20 protein-coding genes are annotated in these 24,081 nt (G+C 66.6%); 14 read left to right on the forward strand and 6 right to left on the reverse strand.

The features are described from left to right. The first annotated feature begins 1 nt into the window (after nucleotide 1). From GGR25_RS20365 to GGR25_RS20385, 5 genes are all read left to right on the forward strand, one after another. Nucleotides 2-982: a small ribosomal subunit Rsm22 family protein gene (locus GGR25_RS20365; protein WP_183400951.1), complete on the forward strand. Its 981-nt coding sequence runs from the start codon at nucleotides 2-4 to the stop codon at nucleotides 980-982. 94 nt (nucleotides 983-1,076) lie between these two features. After that, the gene (dnaG, locus tag GGR25_RS20370; RefSeq protein WP_183400702.1) at nucleotides 1,077-3,008 is read left to right on the forward strand and encodes a DNA primase; all 1,932 of its coding nucleotides are present in this window, start codon (nucleotides 1,077-1,079) and stop codon (nucleotides 3,006-3,008) included. Between the two features lie 162 nt (nucleotides 3,009-3,170). Beyond that, the gene (gene rpoD, locus GGR25_RS20375; RefSeq protein ID WP_183400703.1) at nucleotides 3,171-5,150 is read left to right on the forward strand and encodes an RNA polymerase sigma factor RpoD; all 1,980 of its coding nucleotides are present in this window, start codon (nucleotides 3,171-3,173) and stop codon (nucleotides 5,148-5,150) included. 72 nt (nucleotides 5,151-5,222) lie between these two features. After that, nucleotides 5,223-5,804 (forward strand): Uma2 family endonuclease, encoded by a 582-nt coding sequence (locus GGR25_RS20380; RefSeq protein WP_183400704.1) that lies wholly within the window; start codon nucleotides 5,223-5,225, stop codon nucleotides 5,802-5,804. A gap of 71 nt (nucleotides 5,805-5,875) precedes the next feature. After that, nucleotides 5,876-6,163 carry an HlyU family transcriptional regulator gene (locus tag GGR25_RS20385; RefSeq protein ID WP_183400705.1) on the forward strand — a complete coding sequence of 96 codons (288 nt, stop codon included), beginning with the start codon at nucleotides 5,876-5,878 and terminating at the stop codon, nucleotides 6,161-6,163. 79 nt (nucleotides 6,164-6,242) lie between these two features. Here GGR25_RS20385 and GGR25_RS20390 read toward each other — a convergent pair whose 3' ends face one another. After that, nucleotides 6,243-8,273 carry a DUF6600 domain-containing protein gene (locus GGR25_RS20390; protein WP_183400706.1) on the reverse strand — a complete coding sequence of 677 codons (2,031 nt, stop codon included), beginning with the start codon at nucleotides 8,271-8,273 and terminating at the stop codon, nucleotides 6,243-6,245. A gap of 267 nt (nucleotides 8,274-8,540) precedes the next feature. Here GGR25_RS20390 and GGR25_RS20395 point away from each other — a divergent pair, with 267 nt between their 5' ends. Then, nucleotides 8,541-9,467: an alpha/beta hydrolase gene (locus GGR25_RS20395; RefSeq protein WP_183400707.1), complete on the forward strand. Its 927-nt coding sequence runs from the start codon at nucleotides 8,541-8,543 to the stop codon at nucleotides 9,465-9,467. 28 nt (nucleotides 9,468-9,495) lie between these two features. Continuing rightward, on the forward strand, nucleotides 9,496-10,008 hold the full coding sequence (locus tag GGR25_RS20400; protein ID WP_183400708.1) for a ClbS/DfsB family four-helix bundle protein: 513 nt from the start codon (nucleotides 9,496-9,498) through the stop codon (nucleotides 10,006-10,008). An 8-nt stretch (nucleotides 10,009-10,016) separates the two neighbouring features. Here GGR25_RS20400 and GGR25_RS20405 read toward each other — a convergent pair whose 3' ends face one another. Both GGR25_RS20405 and ypfJ read right to left on the reverse strand, forming a co-directional pair. Beyond that, a complete protein-coding gene (locus tag GGR25_RS20405) occupies nucleotides 10,017-10,598 on the reverse strand; it encodes a DUF1003 domain-containing protein (protein ID WP_183400709.1) in 582 nt (193 codons plus the stop codon). A 6-nt stretch (nucleotides 10,599-10,604) separates the two neighbouring features. Then, the gene (gene ypfJ, locus GGR25_RS20410) at nucleotides 10,605-11,531 is read right to left on the reverse strand and encodes a KPN_02809 family neutral zinc metallopeptidase (protein WP_183400710.1); all 927 of its coding nucleotides are present in this window, start codon (nucleotides 11,529-11,531) and stop codon (nucleotides 10,605-10,607) included. 249 nt (nucleotides 11,532-11,780) lie between these two features. On the opposite strand from ypfJ, the gene carB reads away from it, so the two are divergent. The 3 genes from carB to GGR25_RS20425 all read left to right on the forward strand — a co-directional run bounded on the left by carB (nucleotide 11,781) and on the right by GGR25_RS20425 (nucleotide 16,397). Further along, entirely contained in the window at nucleotides 11,781-15,095 is a 3,315-nt protein-coding gene (carB, locus tag GGR25_RS20415) for a carbamoyl-phosphate synthase large subunit (protein ID WP_183400711.1), read from the forward strand. Nucleotides 15,096-15,344: 249 nt separating this feature from the next. Then, a complete protein-coding gene (greA, locus tag GGR25_RS20420) occupies nucleotides 15,345-15,818 on the forward strand; it encodes a transcription elongation factor GreA (RefSeq protein WP_183400712.1) in 474 nt (157 codons plus the stop codon). A gap of 21 nt (nucleotides 15,819-15,839) precedes the next feature. Beyond that, a complete protein-coding gene (locus GGR25_RS20425; protein ID WP_183400713.1) occupies nucleotides 15,840-16,397 on the forward strand; it encodes a DUF1697 domain-containing protein in 558 nt (185 codons plus the stop codon). 12 nt (nucleotides 16,398-16,409) lie between these two features. Here the strand turns inward: GGR25_RS20425 and GGR25_RS20430 are convergent, their stop codons facing one another. Then, nucleotides 16,410-17,423 carry an aldo/keto reductase gene (locus tag GGR25_RS20430; RefSeq protein WP_183400714.1) on the reverse strand — a complete coding sequence of 338 codons (1,014 nt, stop codon included), beginning with the start codon at nucleotides 17,421-17,423 and terminating at the stop codon, nucleotides 16,410-16,412. A 94-nt stretch (nucleotides 17,424-17,517) separates the two neighbouring features. Between GGR25_RS20430 and GGR25_RS20435 the strand changes: the two genes are divergently transcribed. Then, nucleotides 17,518-18,393, forward strand: coding sequence for a LysR family transcriptional regulator (locus GGR25_RS20435; protein ID WP_183400715.1), 876 nt, complete (start codon nucleotides 17,518-17,520; stop codon nucleotides 18,391-18,393). Nucleotides 18,394-18,406: 13 nt separating this feature from the next. On the opposite strand, the gene GGR25_RS20440 is transcribed toward GGR25_RS20435, so the two are convergent. Further along, nucleotides 18,407-18,871 (reverse strand): winged helix-turn-helix transcriptional regulator, encoded by a 465-nt coding sequence (locus GGR25_RS20440; RefSeq protein WP_183400716.1) that lies wholly within the window; start codon nucleotides 18,869-18,871, stop codon nucleotides 18,407-18,409. Nucleotides 18,872-19,078: 207 nt separating this feature from the next. Here GGR25_RS20440 and trxB point away from each other — a divergent pair, with 207 nt between their 5' ends. Together trxB and GGR25_RS20450 are read left to right on the forward strand one after the other, a co-directional pair. Beyond that, nucleotides 19,079-20,044, forward strand: coding sequence for a thioredoxin-disulfide reductase (trxB, locus tag GGR25_RS20445; RefSeq protein ID WP_183400717.1), 966 nt, complete (start codon nucleotides 19,079-19,081; stop codon nucleotides 20,042-20,044). Between the two features lie 77 nt (nucleotides 20,045-20,121). Next, nucleotides 20,122-21,012 (forward strand): LysR family transcriptional regulator, encoded by an 891-nt coding sequence (locus GGR25_RS20450; protein ID WP_183400718.1) that lies wholly within the window; start codon nucleotides 20,122-20,124, stop codon nucleotides 21,010-21,012. Between the two features lie 533 nt (nucleotides 21,013-21,545). On the opposite strand, the gene msrP is transcribed toward GGR25_RS20450, so the two are convergent. Beyond that, the gene (gene msrP, locus GGR25_RS20455) at nucleotides 21,546-22,505 is read right to left on the reverse strand and encodes a protein-methionine-sulfoxide reductase catalytic subunit MsrP (protein WP_183400719.1); all 960 of its coding nucleotides are present in this window, start codon (nucleotides 22,503-22,505) and stop codon (nucleotides 21,546-21,548) included. A gap of 275 nt (nucleotides 22,506-22,780) precedes the next feature. On the opposite strand from msrP, the gene GGR25_RS20460 reads away from it, so the two are divergent. Next, nucleotides 22,781-23,983: a pyridoxal phosphate-dependent aminotransferase gene (locus GGR25_RS20460; protein ID WP_183400720.1), complete on the forward strand. Its 1,203-nt coding sequence runs from the start codon at nucleotides 22,781-22,783 to the stop codon at nucleotides 23,981-23,983. The last annotated feature ends 98 nt before the right edge of the window (nucleotides 23,984-24,081 follow it).

The following is a 24,081-nucleotide window of genomic DNA, read 5'->3' on the forward strand; positions in this document are numbered from 1 at the left end:
CGTGGAGCTGCCGCCCGCGCTCCGCGCCGCGGTCGAGGGGCTGCTGGACGGCGTCTCGACCGACCGGCTCGCGCGGGCCGCTTCCGTGCTGTCCGAACGCTACCGTGCGGAGCTGCGGGACGGCAGGCTGCATGTTTCCGACGACGAGGCGGCGGCGGCTTATCTCGCCGCCCGCCTGCCGGCAACCTTCGCGGCGAGCCGAAGCGCGCTGGCCGCCGCCGAAGCGGCTCTGCCGCATTTCGCGCCGCTGAGCCAGCTCGATTTCGGCTCCGGCCCCGGCACCGCCCTCTTCGCCGCCTCCGACACCTGGACAACGCTGCGATCGGCTCATCTCGTGGAAGCGAGCGCGGCGATGCGCGCCGCCTGCGCAAGGCTGGCCGCAGCCGCGGGCGCGCCGGCGCATGAATGGTCGGCGACGGATCTCGGCGTCACCCTGCCGGCGTTCACGCCGCATGATCTCGTCACCATCGCCTATGTGCTGGACGAACTCGACGAGGCCGCGCGGCAGCGCCTGATCGCGGCGGCCTGGCGCGCGACGAGCGGCGCCCTCGTCATCGTCGAGCCGGGAACGCCGGCCGGCTGGCGGCGCATCCTCGCGGCGCGCGACGGGCTGATCGCGGAGGGCGCGCGGATCGCGGCGCCCTGCCCGCATGCCGCGCCCTGTCCCGTCGCCGCGCCCGACTGGTGCCATTTCGCCGTCCGCCTGCCGCGAAGCCGGCTGCACCGGCGCACCAAGCAGGCCGATTCGCCCTTCGAGGACGAGAAATTTGCCTATCTCGTCGCTTCCCGCACCGAGGCGGAGCCGATCGCGGCGCGCGTCCTCACCCCGCCCCGCGCCGCCTCAGGCCGGGTCGGACTGAAGCTCTGCCGCGCCTCGGGCGATCTTGAAGAGGTGCTGGTGACGCGACGCGAGGGCGAAGCCTTCCGTATCGCCCGCCGGCTCGAATGGGGCGATGCCGTCCCCTCCGCCATCGGGCGCTGAAAGCGCGGGGCGATTTCGGTTATAATCCCGCCCTTCCGCTTTGCCGCAGGCGGCCCACACCCTACATACTGGTTGTTTCACACCTCGGATCACCATGCGCTTTCCGCCCTCCTTCCTCGACGAGATACGGGCGCGGCTTCCGCTTTCGTCCATCGTGGGGCGGCGCGTCGCGTGGGACCGACGCAAGTCGCAGCCGGCCAAGGGCGATTACTGGGCCTGTTGCCCGTTTCACGGCGAGAAGTCGCCCTCGTTCCACGCCGACGACCGCAAGGGCCGCTATTACTGCTTCGGCTGCGGCGCCTCGGGTGACCATTTCACCTTCCTGACGGAGCTTGAGGGCGTCTCCTTCCCCGAGGCGGTGGAGCGCCTCGCCGGCGAAGCCGGCCTCGCCATGCCCGCGCGCGACGAGCGCGCCGAGGCGGAGGAGAAGCGCCGCGCCTCGCTCTATGAGGTCATGGAACTCGCGGCCGGCTTCTTCGAACAGACACTGCAATCGCGCGACGGCGCCGTGGCCCGCGGCTATCTGAACGGCCGCGCGCTCGGCCCGGAGATCCAGCGCCGCTTCCGCCTCGGCTACGCCAAGAGCGCGCGCAACGCGCTCAAGGAATATCTCGCCGCCAAGGGCGTGCCGCAGGAGGATATGGTCGCGACGGGCCTGTTGATCACCGGCGACGACATCCCGGTCTCCTTCGACCGTTTCCGCGACCGCGTGATGTTCCCGATCACGGACTTCCGCGGCCGCATCGTCGCCTTTGGCGGGCGCGCGCTCTCGCCGGACGCGCAGGCGAAATATCTGAACTCGCCGGAGACCTCGCTCTTCAAGAAGGGCGAGCTGCTCTATAACGGGTTCGAGGCGCGCAAGGCGCTGCAGGGCGCCGGCACGCTCATCGTCGTCGAGGGCTATGTCGACGTGATCGCCATGGCGATCGCCGGCTTTCCGAATACGGTCGCGCCGCTCGGCACCGCGCTCACCGAACACCAGCTCGGCCTGCTCTGGCGGCTGACGCCCGAACCGATCCTCTGCTTCGATGGCGACAAGGCGGGCGTGCGCGCGGCCTATCGCGCTGCCGATCTCGCCCTGCCCCTGCTGGCGCCGGGCAAGAGCGTCCGCTTTGCCCTGCTGCCCGAAGGCCGCGACCCCGACGACCTGATCCGCGAATCAGGGCGCGACGCGATGAAGTCGGTGCTCGACGCCGCCCGGCCGCTCGTCGACCTGATCTGGATGCGCGAGACGGAACAGGGCGGCCTCGAGACGCCGGAGCGGCGCGCCGCGTTCGAGGCGCGCATGCGGACCATGGCGCGCGGCATCGGCGACGAGACCGTCCGCCGGCATTATGAGATGGCATTCAGCGAGCGGCTCAAGGCGCTGTTCGCGCCCGCCGCCGATGTGCAGGGCCGGCGCGAACGCCAGCGTCCCGGCGGGCGGCGGGGTTCCGGCGGGGACGCGCCGCACTATGTTCCGAGCCTCCGAACCCGACCGGTTCAGGTGTCCCGCGGGCTTCAGGAAACGCTCAGCCGGGCGACGCCGAAGCCGCGCGAAATCCTCCTGGTGATGACCATGGTCAACCACCCTGCGTTGATTGCGGAGCACTTTGCAGCATTCGCCGAGATCGAGCTTGCGAATCGCGAACTTGACTCTCTTCGTTCGCAAATCCTAGAGATTGCGGCCGATGAGCCTCATGTGGCGGCGGAGGCTCTGCGCGGTCGGTTGGCCGGATCGGAGACGGGCGAGTTGATCACGCGCCTCGATCACCAGATTCAGCGCAACGGATTGTGGCAGGCGGACGCCGCAGCCTCTGACGAGGACGCGCTGGACGGATGGATTCAGGCACTGACCTTGCATAGGAAAGCGCGCACTTTACATAAGGAGCTCAAGGATGCCGAGGCTGCACTCGCCTCCGACCCGAGCGATGCCAATCTGGCGCACCTCGTCGACATCCAGAACCAGCTGGCGAACAGCGAAGGCACGGAAGCTCTGATCGAAGGATTTGGAGCGAATTCGGGCAAGCGCCTCAAATCCGTCTAGACCGAAAGGTGGCGGAAGGTTAGGCGGACCTTAACGGGAAAAGTCTAGTTCAAGCGAAGCGCCGGTGAAACCCGCCGGCACGAAACGAAGTTGGATCGGCGTAGGCCTGGCGCGACGGACGGTACAGTCTGGCGCGACGTCGACGCCAAGACGGAGAAGAGCATGGCGACGAAGGTTCAGGAGAACGACGAGGCGCAGGAGGGGGCGGCCGAGCCTCAGGACGGCCCGCTTCTGGACCTCTCCGATGCCGCCGTCAAGCGGATGATCAAGGTCGCCAAAAAGCGCGGCTTTGTCACCTATGACGAGCTCAATGCCGTCCTGCCCTCCGAGCAGGTCGGCTCGGAACAGATCGAGGATATCCTCTCGATGCTGTCCGAAATGGGCATCAATGTGATCGAGGCCGACGAGGTCGAGGAAGCCGAGGAGCCGGGCGCGGATGCGGACGACGATTCGGGCGAACTGACCGAATCGACCGGTACCGCCGTCGCCAAGACGACCACGGCGCGCGAGCCGACCGACCGCACCGACGACCCCGTGCGCATGTATCTGCGCGAGATGGGCTCGGTCGAATTGCTCTCGCGCGAGGGCGAAATCGCCATCGCCAAGCGCATCGAGGCCGGCCGCGAGACGATGATCGCGGGCCTCTGCGAGAGCCCCCTCACCTTCCAGGCCATCATCATCTGGAAGGACGAGCTGGCCGAAGGCAAGATCCTGCTGCGTGACATCATCGACCTCGAGGCCACCTATGCCGGCCCCGATGCGAAGAACGCGCCGATTGCCGGCCCCGGCGGCGAATTCGACGAGGAAGCCGAAGACGCCGAGCCGCCGGTTCCGCCGGAGGCCGAGGGCGACGACGAGGACGATCTCGAGAACAACATGTCGCTCGCCGCCATGGAGGCCGAGCTCAAGCCGAAGGTCGTCGAGACCTTCGAGAACGTCGCCGAGAACTACAAGAAGCTGCGCCGCCTGCAGGAGCAGCTCGTCGAAGGCCGTCTCAAGAACGAGACGCTCTCGCCGAGCCAGGAGCGCCGCTACAAAAAGCTGAAGGACGACCTGATCCTCGAGGTCAAGTCGCTCTCGCTCAACCAGAACCGCATCGATTCGCTGGTCGAGCAGCTCTACGCGATCAACAAGAGCCTCGTCAGTTCCGAGGGCAAGCTGCTGCGCCTCGCGGAGAGCTATCGCGTCTCGCGCGAGGAGTTCCTGCGCGAATATCAGGGCTCGGAGCTTGACCCGAACTGGCTCCGCCGCGTCGCCAATCTCGGCGGCCGTGGCTGGAAGGACTTCGTCGCCAACGGCAAGGACCGGATTCGCGAACTGCGCGGCGATATCCAGAACCTCGCCACGGAGACGGGTCTGGAGATCACCGAATATCGCCGCATCGTGCACATGGTGCAGAAGGGCGAGAAGGAAGCGCGTCAGGCCAAGAAGGAGATGGTCGAGGCCAATCTCCGCCTCGTGATTTCGATCGCGAAGAAATACACGAACCGCGGCCTGCAGTTCCTTGATCTGATTCAGGAAGGCAATATCGGCCTGATGAAGGCGGTCGATAAGTTCGAGTATCGCCGCGGCTACAAGTTCTCGACCTATGCAACGTGGTGGATCCGTCAGGCGATCACGCGCTCGATCGCCGACCAGGCCCGCACGATCCGCATCCCGGTGCACATGATCGAGACGATCAACAAGATCGTCCGCACCTCGCGCCAGATGCTGCACGAGATCGGCCGCGAGCCGACGCCGGAAGAACTGGCCGAGAAGCTGGCCATGCCGCTCGAAAAGGTGCGCAAGGTCCTCAAGATCGCCAAGGAGCCGATCTCGCTCGAGACGCCGATCGGCGACGAGGAGGATTCGCATCTCGGCGATTTCATCGAGGACAAGAACGCGATCCTGCCGATCGACGCGGCGATCCAGTCGAACCTGCGCGAGACCACCACGCGCGTGCTTGCGTCGCTGACGCCGCGCGAGGAGCGCGTGCTGCGCATGCGCTTCGGCATCGGCATGAACACCGACCACACGCTGGAAGAAGTCGGCCAGCAGTTCTCGGTTACGCGCGAGCGCATTCGCCAGATCGAGGCGAAGGCGCTGCGCAAGCTCAAGCACCCGAGCCGCAGCCGCAAGCTGCGGAGCTTCCTGGACAATTGACGGTTTGCCCGATGGGCGACGAAATGAGAGGGCCGCTCGAAAGGGCGGCCCTTTTCGTTTAGGATATCCGCCATGAACATGCGCGCGCTGACCGGAACGGATGATCTGCCCCGCCGCACCTTCACGGTGAAGGAGGTCGAACGCATGGGCGAAGTCGGGCTGATCCGCGAGGGCGAGCGGGTCGAGTTGCTGGGCGGAGAGCTCATCCCGATGAACGCGAAGGGCAGCCGGCACGAGACGCTGAAGTTCGAGATCGTCCTGCGCTGGGGCCGCACCTGTCCGCGCGATATGGTCTTCATCCCGGAGACCACATTTCGGCTCGCCGCCGATACGTTCCTCGAACCTGATTTCCTGGTCTTTCCGCGCAGCATCGGCATCAGCGATATTCGCGGCCCAAACGTCCTCCTGGCCGTGGAACTGTCGGACTCGTCCCTCGGCTACGACCTCGGCCCGAAGGCGCTCGTCTATGCGCATTTCGGCGTGCGCGAGCTCTGGGTGATCGACGCCATCGCGCTGAAGATCCATGTCCACCGCGACCCGGCGGAGGGGCGCTATCGCTCGATCACGCCCTGGGGCGCTGAGGATCTCGTCGCGCCGGCCTTCGCGCCGAGCGAATTCGCGTTGCGGCTCGCCGATTTCGATCTTCGCGATTGACCAAGAGCGGGATGGCGCGCGCGACCTCACTTGGCTAGGTTCGGCCCCACGACGACAACAGGAGCACGCCCATGGCCGGATTTTTCAGCAAGCTCTTCGGCGGCAAGGGCGCGAGCGAGCCGACGGACGATGCCGTCGAATATCGCGGGCATCACATCCGCCCGGCACCGATCTCATCGGGCGGCCAGTTCCAGGTTGCCGGCTTCATCGAGAAGGAAATCGATGGCTCGGTGAAGAGCTATCGCTTCATCCGCGTCGACAAGCATTCGAGCCGCGACGACGCGGTCGCCCTCATCATCATGAAGGGCCAGCAGATCATCGACGAACAGGGCGACCGGATCTACGACCCCGCCTCCTGAGCGCCGTCCGCGCCGTTAGCATCTCGCATCATATGCAATGGATTCGGGCGAAGCGGCCTCCGCTTCGCCCGAACTGTTCTCACTGCGGCGCGGCGCAGCTTCCATCCGCCTGAGGCTGCGTGCCCTCGGGGCACGGTGCCGGTGCGGGCGCGGGTTCAGGCGCGGGCGCCGGTGCGGGCTCGGCCTGCGGCGGCGCGGGCGGGGTCGGCTCGGGCGCTGGCGCAGGTGCCGGCTCGGCGGCAGGGGCCGGGGCCGGTTCAGGCGTCGGAGCCGGCGCAGGCGGCGGCTCCTGGGCGGGAGGCGGCGGAGGCGCGGGCTGCGGCTCGGCTGCCGGCGGCGCCGCCTCCTGGGCAGGAGGCGGCGGCGCAGCGGCAGGTTCCTCCTGCTGCGGACGCTTGCGGCGCGGCTTCTCGGCAGGCGCGGTGGGCTCAGCCGGTGCAGCCTGCTCGGCTGCGGGCGGCGGCGGGGCCTGCGTTTCGGCGGGCGGCGGAGGCACGGCCTCGGCAGGCGCGGCCGGCTGCGGCGCGGGCGCGTCCTCCTGCTGCGGCGGGCGCTTGCGGCGCGGCTTCTCGGCCGGCGCGGCCGGCTGCTCTGCCTTGGGTGCCGGTTCGGCGGCCGGGGCCGGTTCGGGAGCCGGCGCAGGTTCCGCAGGCTGAGGCGCAGGTGCCGGCTCGGCGGGCTTGGGTGCAGGGGCCGGCTCAGCCGGCTGGGGCGCGGGTTCTGCCGGGGGATTGACCGGCGGCGCGGCTGGCTGCTCGGCGGCGGGCTTCGGCGGCGGCGGGGCATTGGCCGCGCGCTCCGCCTGGATGCGCTGCTGCTCGGCGGCGCGTTCGGCCTCCGCCTTCTTCACCGCGGCATCGATCTCGGCCTGCCGGTTGGCGGAGTCGCGGCGCTGCTGTTCCACGAGAGCGGCCTTTTCCGAGTTCAGCTTCGCGACCTGCGCGGCCAGCGCATTGCCCGAATCCTGAGCGCGATCGCGGCGCAGATCCTGCCGCTCGCCGGGATTGAGAACCTGGAGGAGCGCGGCCGAGACCAGTCCGCCCACGGCTGCGTCCGGCGACACATATTGCTGGATCATCGGACGGTCGGCCTGCGGCAGGTCGCGCATGACGCGCTGCGGACGCTGGTCGAAGGAGCCGTCGTCGATATTGGGCCGAAAAACGCCGATCCGCCCGTCGCGTTCATCGGCGAACATGCCGTCCTGACGATCGACGAAAACCAGTTCCCGGCCCGGCCGGTCCGGCCTGCCGATCGGCGCATTGTAGTAACGGCCATCCTCGAACTGCGGCTGGCGCACGTCGCGGGCGCGGCCGAGATAGCCGCCGACCTCGTCGATCGGCGCGGCGTAGCGGCCCACATCGCCGGCACCGAACTGGCCCCGGTCGACGAACACCCAGCTTTCGGCAACCGGCGCCTCATAGCGGCGCGGCGCACCATAGGCATAGCCGGTGCTGTCCGGCGCGATCGGCGCCCAGCCGATGGCATCGCGGCCGACGCGGAAGGTCACCCAGGCCGGCGCCCATTCGTCGCCCGGAACCCAGAACCAGCCATAGTCGGGGTTATAGTCCCAGCGGCCATAGTGATAGGTCGCCCAGCCGAACGGCTCGTCGGATTCCCAATACCAGCCATAATCATTGGTCCAGACCCACTGGCCCTGCTGATAGGGACGCCAGCCGGCGCCGCGCCGCTTCGGCACGAAGACATAGCCATAGTCGGGATCGGCGACCCAATAGCCATAGGGCGCGAGCGCATTGAAGAAATAGTCGATCGTGCCGCTCGGCGCGTCATTGACGACCGGGGTCGGCCGCGGCCGCGCGGGCGCGGAGACGACCGGCTTCGGCTTGGGCTTCGGCGGCGCTGCGACGACCTTGACTGGCGCAGGCGCGGCCTTTGCCGGAGCGGCGGCCGCGGCGGCCGTCGCCTCATCATACGAGTCCGTGTCCGTGGTGGCATCGGCCGGCGCCGGCGTGCCGATGGTTTCGGCGACCGGCTCCGATTTCGGGGTCAGCGAAATCCGGTAGGGGACGTCGACCAACCCGGTCGCAACCCCCGCGGCCGCCACGGCGACGCCGCCGAGCAACGCTGCTGCCACGATTCCGAGTGCCTTCATGCTTCCACTTCCCTTCCTCGCGCGACGTGCATCTCGACGACGCACCGTCGTTGAACGATTCGCCGCATTCGATCACGAGAAAGCGGCAATGCGGCGACCCCATCACGAAACAATCGTGGCAGGTCGCCACGCCTCAATCGTCGAAACGGACTGAACGTTCCCTGAACGGACACAATGGCGCAGACGGAGCGCGAGGGAGTTGGCGGCGGGGGGCTGTGATGCCATCTTGTCGCCCGCGGCAACGGAATCGTGGATCAGAGGCGAGTGATGCAGGGACTTCTCCGTCGGGCTTCAGCCCTCGCCGCCGCATCGCTGCTCGGCGTCGCGCTCGCGCTGTCGGCCGCCGCCCCCGCGCGCGCCGACGTCCGCCTGCCATCGATGAAGGATGATCTCTTCGCCCTACCGAAGGTGTTGGAGACCAAGGACGACGGCAATTTCATCGTCGTCGCCTATGACAAGATGCGCGACATCCACCAGCGCGACGAGATCCCCGAGCGCAAGGTGAAGTGGCAATATGTGTCGACCGGCGTGAACTGGTCGCAGGGCCACTACGACTACACCGGCGGCAATGGCCGCAAGTTGCGCTATGTCGGCGTCGGCGCGGTGGACAAGCCGGCGAAGATGATCGTCGTCTTCCTGCACGGCCAGAACGGCACCCGCTTCCTCGGCGCGGACGACTGGACCTTCGGCGGAAATTTCAACCGGATCAAGAACATGGTCGTGAAGGCCGGCGGGGTCTATCTCTCGCCCGACTTCACCGACTTCAACGATCGCGGCGCGGCCGACGTCAAGGCGCTCATGCTCTCCTATGCCAGGCGCTCACCCGGCGCGCCCATGATCCTTGCCTGCGGCTCCTTCGGCGGCAATATCTGCTGGCAGCTGATGGAGGACCCGCAGATCAATGCGATCCTCTCGGGCATGCTGCTGCTCGGCTCGCTGGACGATCCCGCCTTCTTCGGCAATCCGGCGATGAAGCCCGGCGGGCGGCGCATCCCGCTCTATTTCGGTCATGGCAGCGACGACAATGTCTTCGACTGGAAGGCGCAGGCCGCTTTCTACGAGACGATCCGCAAGCAGGCGCCCGGCTATCCGGCGAAGTTCGTGCTGTTCAACACCGGTTCGCACGGCACGCCGATCCGCATGACCGACTGGCGCCAGGTGATCAACTGGATGCTGTCGGTCGGCGGGTATTGAAGAATCGAACCGGCGTCGCACTGACAGAATGGCCATCCCGTCCGATCGAAAGAGCCTTCTCGCGGCGATCGAGACCAGCTTCGCCAAGCTCATGGATGTGATCGAGGCGATCCCGACCGACCGGGTCGGCGAGGCCACCATGGAGGGCCACAGCGCCGGTTCGCAGATCAGCGTGCGCGACGCGGTCGCCTATCTCGTCGGCTGGAACGAACTGGTCCTCAAATGGCAGGCCCGCCGCGAGGCGGGAGCGGCGGTCGATTTCCCCGAGACGGGATATCGCTGGGACGAACTCGGACGCCTCGCGGAAAAGTTCTATCGCGACTATGACGACCTGCCCTACCCCGAACTCATCGATCGGCTCCGCCGGGCGAAGAACGACATCGTGGCGCTCATAGCGGCGCAATCCGACCAGTCGCTCTATGGCGTGCCCTGGTATGGCAAGTGGCCGCTCGGCCGGATGATCCAGCTCAACACGTCCTCGCCCTACGCCAATACGCGGGCAAGGCTGCAGAAATGGCGCAAGGCCGCGGGACTCGCATAGGCCTTCGGTCAGCCCTCGCTGACTTTCCGAGCCCGACTCTCCCGTCGATCATCCTCCGCCATGTGCCGCTCCAGCAGCGTCTCGATGCGATCGAGGATGGAGGTGATCTCGCCTGAGCGCAGCTGATCGAGCTTCTCGTGCAGCGCCGCGATCTCGATCTCGGCCTTGAGGTTGACTTCGTAGTCATGCGCCGCCGCGAGGCGGTCCTTATCCGACTGCCGGTTCTGCGACATCATGATCACCGGCGCCTGGATCGCCGCGACCATCGAGAGGATCAGGTTGAGGAAGACATAGGGGTAGGCGTCGAAGCTGCCGTTCCAGCGGACCAGAATGAAGGAGTTGAGGATCACCCAGAAGATGATCAGCGTCCCGAAGCCGATGATGAAGGCCCAGGACCCGCCGATCTCGGCGACACGGTCCGAAACGCGCTCGCCGAAGGTGAGCTGCTCCTCGAACTCCGCATTGATGTTGCGCGCGACCGTGCGGCGACGCGCGATCTTCTCGAGCAGCTTGCGATCGCGGGTCGAGAGCGCCTGCGGGCCTTCGGCGAGCAGGCGCGTGGCGAATTCGCGGATGGCCTGTTCGCTCATCGCACGTCAGATGCTGCCCGAGAACGTGTCGCACTGGTCCATGCGGCCGGTCTTGTAACCGCGGTTGAACCAGGCGCTGCGCTGGGCGGAGGTGCCGTGCGTGAACGAGTCCGGCACGACATAGCCCTGGCTGCGCTTCTGGATGGCGTCGTCGCCGATCTGCGTCGCGGCATTCAGCGCCTCGTCGATGTCGCCCGGGTCGAGCATGCCCTGCTTGTCGGTCCGGTTCGCCCAGATGCCGGCATAGCAATCGGCCTGCAGCTCGACGCGCACCGACATCTCGTTCGCCTGCGCCTTGCTCATCTGCTGGCGCTGGCGGTTGAACTCAGGCAGCACGCCGACGAGGTCCTGGATGTGGTGGCCGACCTCATGCGCGATGACATAGGCCTGCGCGAAATCGCCCGGCGCGCCGAAACGGTCGCGAAGCTCGCGATAGAAGGCGAGGTCGATATAGACCTTGCCGTCGACCGGGCAATAGAACGGGCCCGTCGCCGAACTGGCCGTGCCGCAGGCCGAGCCGGTCGCGCCGGAGAAGAGGACGAGCGGCGTCGGCTTGTAGGTCTTGCCGCCCGCTGCGAAGATCTCGGTCCAGACATCCTCTGTGCTGCCCAGCACCTTGGAGACGAACTGCTTGCCGGCATCCTCGAAGCCGCCATTCTGGCTGGTCTGCGTGCTCCGCGGCGAGGACGGCTGGTAGCTGTCCTCCTGCGTGACGGAGCCACTGCCACCGGTCAGCATCGACAGCATCTGCAGCGGGTTGATGCCGAACACGAGCCAGCCGATGCCGACGAGGACGGCGATGGTGACGAGCGAGCCGCCGCGCAGCGGGATGCCCATGCCGGCCTGCCGGTAGCCTCCGCCGCCGAGCCCGCCGGAACTGTCGCCGCGCCGATCCTCGACATTGCTGCTTTCGCGCTGGTTGTCGAGACGCATGAGTTCGTGTCCTTCCGCGAGAGGGTGGCCCCCGGCACCGATGGATGCTGCTGCGAGATTATCCCCGCAGGACGGCGTCCGCCAGCCATGGTGCTTCAACCCTCTGGCGGGCACGGCGGTTCCGGATCCGCGTGCGGGGGTTCCCCCTCCCCGCCTTTTCCCCTATAAGGCCGCCCTAGCCTGAATCGACCCCCAGCTGAACACTCGCCGGAGCCGCCGCGCGGGTGCTTCGTGCCGCGCGAGACCAAATTGCCGAAGCGTACAGATATTCAATCCATCCTGATCATCGGTGCCGGCCCCATCATCATCGGCCAGGCGTGCGAGTTCGATTATTCCGGCACGCAGGCCTGCAAGGCGCTGAAGGACGAGGGTTACCGGATCATTCTGGTCAACTCGAATCCGGCGACGATCATGACGGATCCGGAGCTGGCCCACGCCACCTATATCGAGCCGATCACGCCCGAAATCGTGGCGAAGATCATCGAGAAGGAGCGCCCCGACGCGCTGCTGCCGACCATGGGCGGCCAGACCGCGCTCAACACGGCGCTGTCGCTCAAGAAGATGGGCGTGCTCGACAAGTTCAACGTCGAGATGATCGGCGCGACCGCCGAGGCGATCGACAAGGCGGAGGACCGCGAGCTCTTCCGCGACGCCATGACCAAGATCGGGCTGGAGACGCCGCGCTCGCGCCTCGCCCATTCGCTGACCGAGGCGCTGCCGGCGCTCGACGAGATCGGCCTGCCCGCCATCATCCGCCCGTCCTTCACGCTCGGCGGAACCGGCGGCGGCATCGCCTATACGCGCGAGGAATTCATCGAGATCGTCGAGCGCGGCGTCGACGCCTCGCCGACCAACGAGGTCCTGATCGAGGAGAGCGTCCTCGGCTGGAAGGAGTATGAGATGGAGGTCGTCCGCGACAAGGCGGACAACTGCATCATCATCTGCTCGATCGAGAACATCGATCCGATGGGCGTGCATACGGGCGATTCGATCACCGTCGCTCCGGCGCTGACGCTCACCGACAAGGAATACCAGATCATGCGCGACGCATCGCTTGCGGTGCTGCGCGAGATCGGCGTCGAGACCGGCGGCTCCAACGTGCAGTTCGCCGTCAATCCGGACGACGGCCGCCTCATCGTCATCGAGATGAACCCGCGCGTGTCGCGCTCCTCCGCGCTCGCCTCCAAGGCGACCGGCTTCCCGATCGCCAAGATCGCGGCGAAGCTCGCGGTCGGCTACACGCTCGACGAGCTCGAGAACGACATCACGGGTGGCGCGACGCCGGCTTCGTTCGAGCCGACGATCGACTATGTCGTCACCAAGATCCCGCGCTTCGCCTTCGAGAAGTTCCCGGGCGCCTCGCCGGTGCTGACCACGGCCATGAAGTCGGTCGGCGAGGTCATGGCGATCGGCCGCACCTTCCAGGAATCGCTGCAGAAGGCATTGCGTGGCCTGGAGACGGGCCTTTCCGGCCTCGACGAGATCGAGATCCCCGGCCTTGGCCAGGGCGACGACAAGAACGCTGTCCGCGCCGCGATCGGCACGCCGACGCCCGACCGCCTGCTCAAGGTGGCGCAGGCGCTCCGCCTCGGCCATTCCGTCGATGCCGTGCACGAGATCTGCAAGATCGACCCGTGGTTCCTGCGCGAGATCGAGGCCATCGTGCAGACCGAGGCGAAGGTGCGCGCGCACGGCCTGCCGAAGACCGCCACCGCGCTTCGCCGCCTGAAGGCGATGGGCTTCTCCGACCAGCGGCTGGCGAGCCTCGTCGGCGGTGTGGAGTCGGATGTCGCCGGCATGCGCCGCAAGCTCGGCGTCCACCCGGTCTACAAGCGCATCGATACCTGCGCGGCCGAGTTCGCCTCGCCGACGCCCTATATGTATTCGACCTACGAGACCCCCTTCGCCGGCACGGCCGTGAACGAGGCCGAACCGTCGGATGCACGGAAAGTCGTCATTCTCGGCGGCGGCCCGAACCGGATCGGCCAGGGCATCGAGTTCGACTATTGCTGCTGCCATGCCGCCTTCGCGCTGCGCGATGCCGGCTATGAAGCCATCATGGTCAACTGCAATCCGGAGACCGTCTCGACCGACTACGATACCTCGGACCGGCTCTATTTCGAGCCGCTGACCGCTGAGGACGTGCTCGAGATCCTGCGGACGGAGATGACCAATGGCCGCCTGCATGGCGTCATCGTGCAGTTCGGCGGCCAGACGCCGCTGAAGCTCGCCGGTGCGCTCGAGGCTGCGGGCATTCCGATCCTCGGCACCTCGCCGGATGCGATCGACCTCGCAGAAGATCGCGACCGCTTCCAGAAGCTGCTGGTCAAGCTCGGCATCCGCCAGCCGAAGAACGGCATCGCCTATTCGGTCGAGCAGGCGCGCCTGGTCGTCGCCGATCTCGGCTATCCGCTGGTCGTCCGCCCGTCCTATGTGCTCGGTGGCCGCGCCATGCAGGTGATCCGCGAGGACGAGGCGCTCAGCGACTATCTGCTCGGCACGCTGCCGGAGCTGGTGCCCGCCGACGTCAAGGCGCGCTATCCGAACGACAAGACGGGCCAGATCAACACGCTGCTCGGCAAGAACCCGCTGCTGTTCGACCGCTATCTCTCCGACGCGATCGAGATCGACGTCGATGCGCTCTCGGACGGCAAGGACGTGTTCGTCGCCGGCATCATGGAGCATATCGAGGAGGCGGGTATCCATTCGGGCGACAGCGCCTGCTCGCTGCCGCCGCACTCGCTCTCCGCCGAGACGCTGGCCGAGCTCGAAGAGCAGACGCGGCGCCTCGCCCTCGCGCTCAAGGTCGGCGGCCTGATGAACGTCCAGTACGCGATCAAGGACGGCGAGATCTACGTGCTCGAAGTCAATCCGCGCGCCTCGCGCACGGTGCCCTTCGTCGCCAAGACGATCGGCAAGCCGCTCGCCAAGATCGCCTCGCGCATCATGGCCGGCGAGAGCCTCGCCTCCTTCGCGCTGAAGGCGAAGGTGTTCGACCATATCGCCGTCAAGGAAGCGGTGTTCCCCTTCGCCCGTTTCCCGGGCGTCGACACGCTGCTCGGGCCGGAGATGCGCTCGACCGGCGAGGTCATGGGCCTCGACCGCGACTACGCCGTCGCCTTCGCCAAGAGCCAGCTCGGCGCCGGCAGCGCCCTGCCCGTCTCCGGCACCGTGTTCGTCTCGATGCGGGACGCCGACAAGGAAGGCATCGTCGAGCCGATGCGCCGCCTCGCCGCGCTTGGCTTCAAGATCATCGCGACGAGCGGCACGCAGCGCTTCCTGACCGATGAGGGCATCGCCTGCACCAAGATCAACAAGGTGCTGGAGGGTCGTCCGCACATCGTCGACGCGATCAAGAACGGCGACGTGCAGCTCGTCTTCAACACGACGGAAGGCGCCCGCGCGCTCGGCGACAGCCGCTCGATGCGGCGTGCGGCGCTGCTGCACAAGGTGCCCTACTATACGACCCTCGCCGGTGCCATCGCCGCCTCGCTCGGCATCGAGGCCTATGCGACCGGCGTGCTGGAAGTGCGTCCGCTGCAGTCCTATTTCGACGCGGCCTGAAAGCAGGGCGGGCGAAAACGGCGGAAAACAGCCCTTGCGCTTGCCGCCGTCGTAGAGGACACTCCTTGCTTCGGTCCGCCTGACGGCGGGCCGAGGGACGGGGAACGGGGCCGCTTGAAGCGGCGGAGGGTGTTCCCCACCTTGCTGATCTACAGGTGAGAGCGGGCCGGCTCAGGAGCCGGACCGGATATTTTTGTGTTCGCGCGGCCTTCCGCGCGGACAAACGACGAAGAAAAGGCTTGGAACACCATGGAAAAGGTTCCTATGACCGCCGGCGGGCACGCGGCTCTCGAAATCGAGCTGAAGCGCCTCACCTCCGAAGAGCGCCCGCGCATCATCGCGGCGATCTCCGAGGCGCGGGCGCATGGCGATCTTTCCGAGAACGCCGAATATCACGCCGCCAAGGAGGCGCAGAGCCTCAATGAGGGCCGCATCGCCGAGCTCGAGGACAAGCTGTCCCGCGCCGAGATCATCGACGTCTCGAAGCTGACCGGAAAGACGGTCAAGTTCGGCGCGACCGTGAAGCTCATCGACGAGGACACCGAGGAAGAGAAGAAGTACCAGATCGTCGGCGATCTCGAAGCCGACGTGAAGTCGGGCCGGATCTCGATCTCCTCCCCGATCGCGCGCGCCCTGATCGGCAAGGCCGTCGGCGACACCGTCGCGGTGCAGGCGCCGGGCGGCGAGCGTTCCTATGAGATCCTCGACGTCCGCTTCAACTGAGCCGTCGCGCGCGGTCGTCCGATGACGACCGCGATCGCCCTGCTGCGCGCCGTGAATGTTGGCGGCACAGGCAAGATCGCGATGGCCGAGCTCAAGGCGTTTTGCGAAGGCTTCGGCCTTCGCAATCCCCGCACGCTGCTCCAGACCGGCAATCTCGTCTTCGAGACGGCCGACCCACCCGACGGCGCGCTCGAGGCGCGGCTCGAAAGCGCGGCGCGCGAGCATCTCGGCCTCGACACCGATTTCTTTGTCCGATCGGCGGCTGATTGGTCGGCGCGCCTCGCCGCCAACCCCTTCCCCCAGGAAGCGGCGGATGATCCGGGCCATCTCGTGCTCATCGCCCTCAAGGGCGAGGCAAAGCCGGACGACATCGCCGCACTCCGCACCGCCATCAAGGGACGCGAGCGGATCGCAGCGGTCGCCGACATGCTCTATGTCGTCTATCCCGACGGCATCGGCCCGTCGAAGCTGACTCTCCCCCTGATCGAGAAGAAGCTCGGCCTCAAAGGCACCGGGCGGAATTGGAACACGGCGACGAAGCTTGGCGCGCTCGCGGTAGGCGCTGCGTCATCTCCGTGACGAGGTTCTTTGCTAGAGCGCCGTCGCCGCATGCCGCTCAAGGACTGAGGCAATCTCAGCCATGACGCCGGCCGGCAGCGGCCCCTTATCGATAGCGCCGAGATTATCGCGTACCTGCGCCTCGGATTTGAAGCCGGGCACAGGAATCGTTTGCGACGAGCGGGCGAGATTCCAGCCGAGCGCACCCTGAGCAAGGCTGCGACCACCGGTCTGGAGCAATTCGCGCAGAGCCGCGAGACGCGAGAGCGCCTCCGGATCGGGTTTACCATCGCGGAAGAAGCGCACCCACGCGTGGCCGGCGCCTCGCACATCGCTGGCCCCCAGCGCCGATGTCGCGGAGAACTTGCCGGTCAGAAGCCCCATGGCGAGCGGCGAGCGATTGAGGCTGGCAAGGTGCTCGCGCTCGCACAGGGCGAGCATGGCGGGATTGTCGTGAAAGACGCTGAGTTCCTGCTGGATCGCGACGAAATGCGGAAAAGCCAGCATGCGCGCGGCCAACTCGGCATTATCCGTGCTCCACCCCCAGTTCCGGATCAGACCGCGCTCCGCCAGGCGCTCCAGCGCCTCGGCCGCCCGATCTGCCTCGGGCTTGGTGAGTTCTCCGGGATGGATCTGATAGAGGTCGATATAGTCCGTGCCGAGCCGATCGAGCGATTGCCGGCACGCCCACTCCACATAAGCCGGCGAGACGTCGATGCGGCCGAGGCTCTTCGTCACCGGATCATAGGTGAAGCCGAACTTGGTTGCGATCACGACGTCCAGCCGCCGCCGCCCGAGGGCAGCGCCCAGCACAGCCTCGCTATGGCCGGTGCCATAGGCATCGGCCGTGTCGAACAGCGTGCAGCCGAGGTCGAGCGCCAGTCGGATGGAGCTGGTGGACTGCGCGTCGTCGATGTCGCCCCAGCCATCGGCCCGACCATCCATCGAGAATGCGCCGCCGATCGCCCAACATCCAAGGCCGATCGCGCCGACCGTGCGGCCCGAGCGCCCCAGCGATCGCGGCGGCGTGCGGTTCGTCTCATTCATCGAAGCTACTCCCTGATCTCGCAGTAGCATGATGGCCTTGCCTCCCGAGCCGGCAACAGAGCAAGGTACGCAACGTTCTTTGCAGAAATGAAAAATGCAGCTCGACTGGAACGATCTGAGACTGTTTCTGGATGTCGCGCGGCTGGGCGGACTGAGCGCCGCCGTCGGCACGACCGGTCTCAGCGCCGCGACGCTGGGACGGCGGATGACGGAGCTGGAACGCGCGATCGGGGAGCCGCTGTTTCATCGCTTGCAGAGCGGCTATCGTCTCACCCATGCGGGCGAACAGCTCCTGTCCCGGGCGGCGGAAGTCGAGGCGGCGATGTTGTCGCTGCGCCAGTGGCGGGAGGGCGTGGCCGGCGAACGGGTGATCCGCCTCTCGGCCGGCGCCTGGACCTCCGCCTTCGTGGCCCGCCACATCGGCACGATCTGGACCGTTCAAGACCCCTTCGCGCTGGAATTCGTTACAGCCAACGAGAAGGTCGATATCGGGCGGCGCCATGCTGATCTCGGCATCCGCAACCAGCGACCGACCGAGCAATGGCTGGCCGGACGGCTGATCGGCCGAGTGGCCTATGCGATCTATGCCGGCGCCACCTCGGTGGGCGGCGCGGCGGCCGGCGTCTTCGTCGGCGTCAGCGGCGAGGCCGGCCAGACCCGTTCGGCACGCTGGATCCAGGCCCGCCACGGCGACCGGATCAGTGTGCGCGGCAATGACACGGCGAGTGTCAGGGAACTGGTCGCAGCAGGCGCCGGCCTTTCGGTGTTCCCCTGCTTCGTCGGCGACAGCGATCCCCGCCTTGTGCGCATGACAGAACCAATCACCGAACTCGAGACCGACCAGTGGCTCGTCAGCCATCATGAGGAGCGTCACGCCCTGGCCGTGCGCACGGTTGCCGACCGGATCGCCGACCTGATGGCGAAACATGGTGCCTTGTTCCGCGGCGAGGCAGCGCGCGGTTCCGGTTGACCGGGTCGGCGCCCTACCCGATCGGCACCGCCGGGGCGTCCTTGACGCGGCGGATCGTCAGCGAGGTCTTGACGCTCTCGACGCTGGAGGCCGAGGTGAGTTCCTCGATGAAGGCCTGGAAGGCGCGCAAGGTCGGCGCCACGCATTTCAGGATGAAGTCGGCCTCGCCGGAGAGCATGTAGCACTCACGCACGATCGACCAGCCCTGCACGCGCGCCACGAAGGCCGAAAGATCGGCCTCGGCCTGGCTGGCGAGCCCGACCATGGCGAACATGGTCACGTCGAAGCCGAGCGCCTTCTCGTCCACCAGCGCCCGATAGCCGGTGATGATGCCGCTCTCCTCCAGCGCGCGGACGCGCCTGAGGCAGGGCGGCGCCGAGATCCCGACGCGCCGCGCAAGCTCCACATTGGTGATACGGCCGTCGTCCTGAAGTTCTTTCAGGATCTTCCAGTCGATGGCGTCGAGATTGGCCTTCACGCGCTTGCCTTGGAACGGGCCCGAAACCCGGAGCGATGCCTGAGTCGCCGGTCGCGGCGATTCTGACCGAAGCGCCATGATTCGGAAACAATTGTCGGTGAGAACTCACAAGAATGCATGGCTCGCGCCCTTGCATGCACTTATGGCAACCCTCTAGACTTGAGACCCTTTCGGATTTCGGCTCTCGACACCATTTATCGATCCATCATGCAGCACGCCAAACTCATCATCGTCGGTTCCGGCCCCGCGGGCTACACCGCCGCGATCTATGCCGCGCGCGCCATGCTGGAGCCGATGCTCATCGCCGGTATCCAGCCCGGCGGCCAGCTCACCATCACCACCGATGTCGAGAACTATCCCGGCTTCGCCGATGTCATTCAGGGCCCCTGGCTCATGGAACAGATGCGGCTGCAGGCGGAGCATGTCGGCACGCGCATGGTCAACGACCATATCATCGAGACCGACCTTTCGCAGCGCCCCTTCGTGCTCAAGGGCGATTCCGGCGAGACCTACACGGCCGACGCGCTGATCATCGCCACCGGAGCGCAGGCGCGCTGGCTCGGCATCGACAGCGAGCAGCGCTTCAAAGGCTTCGGCGTCTCGGCCTGTGCCACCTGCGACGGCTTCTTCTACCGCGGCAAGGAAGTCTATGTCGTCGGCGGCGGCAATACGGCCGTCGAGGAGGCGCTCTATCTGGCGCATATCGCGTCGAAGGTGACGATCGTGCACCGCCGCGACCATTTCCGCGCCGAACGGATCCTGCAGAACCGCCTCGCGGCGCTGAAGAACGTCGACGTGCTCTGGAACACCGAGATCGCGGAAGTCGTCGGCAAGGCCGGCTTCCCGCCCTCCGTGACCGGGCTGAAGCTGCGCAATGTCGTGACCGGTGAAGTGACCGAGCGGAACACCGACGGCGTGTTCATCGCGATCGGCCATGCGCCGTCGGTCGATCTCGTGCGCGGCCAGCTCGAGCTGAAGCCGTCCGGCTACATCTGGACCGAGCCCGGCTCGACCCGCACCAATATCGAGGGCGTGTTCGCCGCCGGCGACGTTACCGACGAGACTTTCCGCCAGGCCGTTACCGCCGCGGGACAGGGCTGCATGGCCGCGCTCGAAGCCGAGCGCTGGCTGGCCTCGTCGCGCATCGCCGATGTCGCGGCGGCCGCCGAATAGAATAGTCGTGTCGAACGAGGCCGGCGCAGGGGCGCGGCCGCATTGAAGCGATCGGCGCCGACGGGGACGCCCTGACCATGGACTGGGACAAGCTCCGCATCTTTCACGCAGCCGCGCAGGCCGGCTCGTTCACCCATGCCGGCGAGACGCTGGGCATGAGCCAGTCCGCGGTCAGCCGTCAGGTCAGCGCGCTGGAACAGGATCTCGGCGTTCCCCTCTTCCACCGCCACGCCCGCGGCCTGATCCTCTCGGAACAGGGCGAACTGCTCTATCGCACGTCGCAGGACGTGATGATGAAGCTCGAAGGCGTGAAGGTGCGCCTGACGGATTCGCGCGAGAAGCCGACCGGCACGCTGCGCATCACCACCACGGTGGCGCTCGGCTCGACCTGGCTCACCGAGCGGCTCAACGAGTTCGTCGACCTGCATCCCGGCGTGAACCTGCACCTGATCCTCGACGATCAGGAACTCGACCTGACCATGCGCCAGGCCGACGTCGCGATCCGCCTGCGCCAGCCGGTCCAGCCCGACCTGATCCAGCGCCGGCTGTTCACGACGCACTATCACGTCTATGCGGCGCCGGCCTATGTCGAGCGCTTCGGCATGCCGCAGACGCTGGACGACCTCGACAAGCACCGCATCGTGACGTTCGGCGTGCCTGTGCCGCCCAATATTCGCGACGTGAACTGGCTCGAGATCGCCGGCCGCTCGACGGACAATCCGCGCGAGCCGATCGTGCGCATCAACAATATCTACGCCATCAAAGCCGCGGTCGAACGCGGAACCGGTATAGCGATCCTGCCCGACTACATGATCGAGGCGGATTCCGCGCTCGTGAAGCTGATGCCCGAAGCGCAGGTGCCGAGCTTCCCGACCTATTTCTGCTATCCGGCTGAGCTGAAGAATTCGGCCCGCGTCACCGCCTTCCGCGACTTCATGCTCGCCAAGGCGCAGAACTGGCAATTCTGATCGCCGCCGAGCCCATATTTTAGTCAAGTCCTCGTGATCGATTCGGACCGGCGCAATGCCGTTGCCCGCGCGCGGTCGTCGCGACGGGCTCGATTTCGGCGACAGAGCCCCTTTTCACGGGCTTGCTGCGGCGCAAGACGCCCAAAAACCCTTGCTGGACCACGATTTCCGGGGCATTCGCAAAATGCATAGCTGCGATGCACAGATGCTGGTTGTTTAGGCAGCCTGACCTATACATATACAGCCTTGTTGATGCGTTGGCCCCCGCTTTCTCCTCCCTGCGGCCCGGCTGACCTCAACTGTTCCCTCTGGAAGGTGTTTGCTGCGCTTTCCCTGCCGCAGCAACAAAGACTCGCCGGGCCTCGCAAGAGTGCCCGGCCTTTTCTTTTCTGGGGTTAGGTGCGCTTCACGCCGGACAAGGACGATTGCCTTGGACGGACCGCCAAGCCCTCCCCCATCTGCCACATGGACATGCTGCGCCCCATCGCGGCGCCGGGCTCGGCCCGACGCGACGAAGACGCGTTCAGCCGGGCTCACATATAGAGCGGCTGGTCCTGCAGGCCCTTGTAGAGGTCGGCGACGAAGGGCGCATAGCCGTTGAAGAGTTGCGTCGGCACACGCTCATTGGTGCCGAGCACCGTCTCGCTCGCCTGGCTCCAGCGCGGATGCGGCACTTCGGGGTTCACATTGGCCCAGAAGCCATATTCCGACGCTTGCAGCTGCTGCCAGAAATTGAGCGGCTGCTCCTCGACGAAGCTGATCTTGACGATCGATTTGATGCTCTTGAAGCCATATTTCCATGGCGTGTGCAGGCGCATCGGGGCGCCCATCTGCTTGGGCAGCGGCTTGCCATAAGCGCCGGTCACCATGAAGGCGAGCTCGTTGGTCGCCTCCGCCATGGTCAGCCCCTCGACATAGGGCCAGGGATAGAAGGGCTGGTTCTGGCCCGGCGCCATGTCCGGATCCATGAAGGTCTCCATGCGGACATATTTGGCCGAGCCGAGCGGCTTGGCGAAGGCGACGAGCGCGGCGAGCGGAAAGCCGGTCCACGGCACCACCATCGACCAGGCCTCGACGCAGCGATGGCGGTAGACGCGCTCCTCGAACTGCATCGCCTTGAACAGATCGTCGATCGCGACCGTCTTCGGCGCCTCGACCAGCCCGCCGAACTCGACCGACCAGGGCCGCGTGCGCAGGGCCTGCGCCGCATCGGCGAGGTCCTTGTTGGTGCTGTATTCGTAGAAATTATTGTAGTGGGTGTTGATCTCCTCCGGCGTGATCGCCTGTTCGGCGACGAAGCGCGGATTGCGCTTGGCCGGATAGAGCGCGGCGCTCGGATCGGCCTCCTCGGCGGCGTGGCCAAACCGCGGCATGGCGAGCGCGGCGAGGCCGAAGCCTCCGGCGGCCAGAAGCGCGCGGCGATTGAGGAATACGGCCTCGGGAGTCGCCTCGCGCTCCGCGATCTCCCATCCCCTCGTCCTGCGGATCAGCATGCTCGTCTCCCTTGTCGCGAGAATATCGCGGTTATGCCTAGAGCTAGGCTCACCTCTCTACGCGTCAATTCACGAAGTCGTTTCAAAAGGCCGCGAATTTTCTCCCCCGGTCCGGCCACGCGCCCCGAACGGACACAGTCCGGCGTGAATCCCGTTTCCGATGCCGGTTTCCCTTGCCTCGCCGCGCGCCTTTCACTAGAGGCATGCGTGGCGCCCGCAGGGTCGTTGGAGACCCGCCGAACGGCGCCGTTCAATCCGACTCCGGAGCCCCGATAATGGCCTTCCTCGCCGACAGCCTCGCCCGCATCAAGCCGTCCGCCACCATCGCGGTCACGAACAAGGCGCGTGAGCTGAAAGCTGCCGGCCGCGACGTGATCGGCCTCGGTGCCGGCGAGCCGGATTTCGACACGCCCGAGAACATCAAGGAAGCCGCGATCCGCGCCATCCGCGAGGGCAAGACGAAGTACACGGCCGTCGACGGCATTCCCGAGCTCAAGGCCGCCATCGTCGCGAAGTTCAAGCGCGAGAACAACCTGACCTATACGCCGAACCAGATCACGGTCGGAACCGGCGGCAAGCAGGTGCTCTACAACGCGCTGATGGCGACGCTCAATCCCGGCGACGAAGTGATCATCCCGGCGCCCTACTGGGTCTCCTACCCGGAGATCGTGGCGCTCGGCGGCGGCACGCCTGTCGAGATCGTCGGCCCGCAAGAGCAGGGCTTCAAGATCAACGCGGCCGCCCTCGAAGCGGCGATCACGCCGAAGACCAAGTGGCTGATCCTGAACTCGCCGTCGAACCCGACCGGCGCCGGCTACACGCGCGAGGAACTGCGCGCACTGGCCGACGTGCTGCTCAAGCATCCGCAGGTCTGGATCATGACCGACGACATGTATGAGCATCTCGTCTTCGACGGCTTCAAGTTCGCGACTATCGCGGAGGTCGAGCCCAAGCTGTTCAACCGCACGCTGACCGTGAACGGCGTCTCCAAGGCCTATGCCATGACCGGCTGGCGCATCGGCTATGCCGGCGGCCCGGTCGAGCTGATCAAGGCGATCGGGACGATCCAGTCGCAGTCGACGTCGAACCCCTCCTCGATCTCGCAATGGGCGGCCGTCGAGGCGCTCAATGGGACGCAGGACTACATCCCGAAGAACGCCGAGATCTTCAGGAAGCGCCGCGACCTCGTCGTATCGATGCTGAACCAGGCGAACGGGATCGTCTGCCCGAACCCGGAAGGCGCCTTCTATGTCTTCCCGTCCTGCGCCGGCACGCTCGGCAAGACGACGGCGGGCGGCAAGCTCTTGAAGACCGACGAGGACTTCATCACGGCGCTGCTGGAAGAGGAAGGCGTCGCGGTGGTGCAGGGCTCGGCCTTCGGTCTCGCGCCCTATTTCCGCATCTCCTATGCGACGTCGGAAGCTCTGCTCGAGGACGCCTGCGCCCGCATCCAGCGCTTCTGCGCCAATCTGCGCTGAGACAGGACGTCGGGCGGCGCGCCCGACGTTTCCTTGACGACAGTGCCTCCCCTTGGTCGTATCGTCCACCAAATGGGCGGAACGGCCCCGGGGGAGGA

The sequence above is a fragment of the Kaistia hirudinis genome (genome assembly GCF_014196455.1).
In the GTDB taxonomy this organism is placed as follows: Bacteria; Pseudomonadota; Alphaproteobacteria; order Rhizobiales; family Kaistiaceae; genus Kaistia; species Kaistia hirudinis.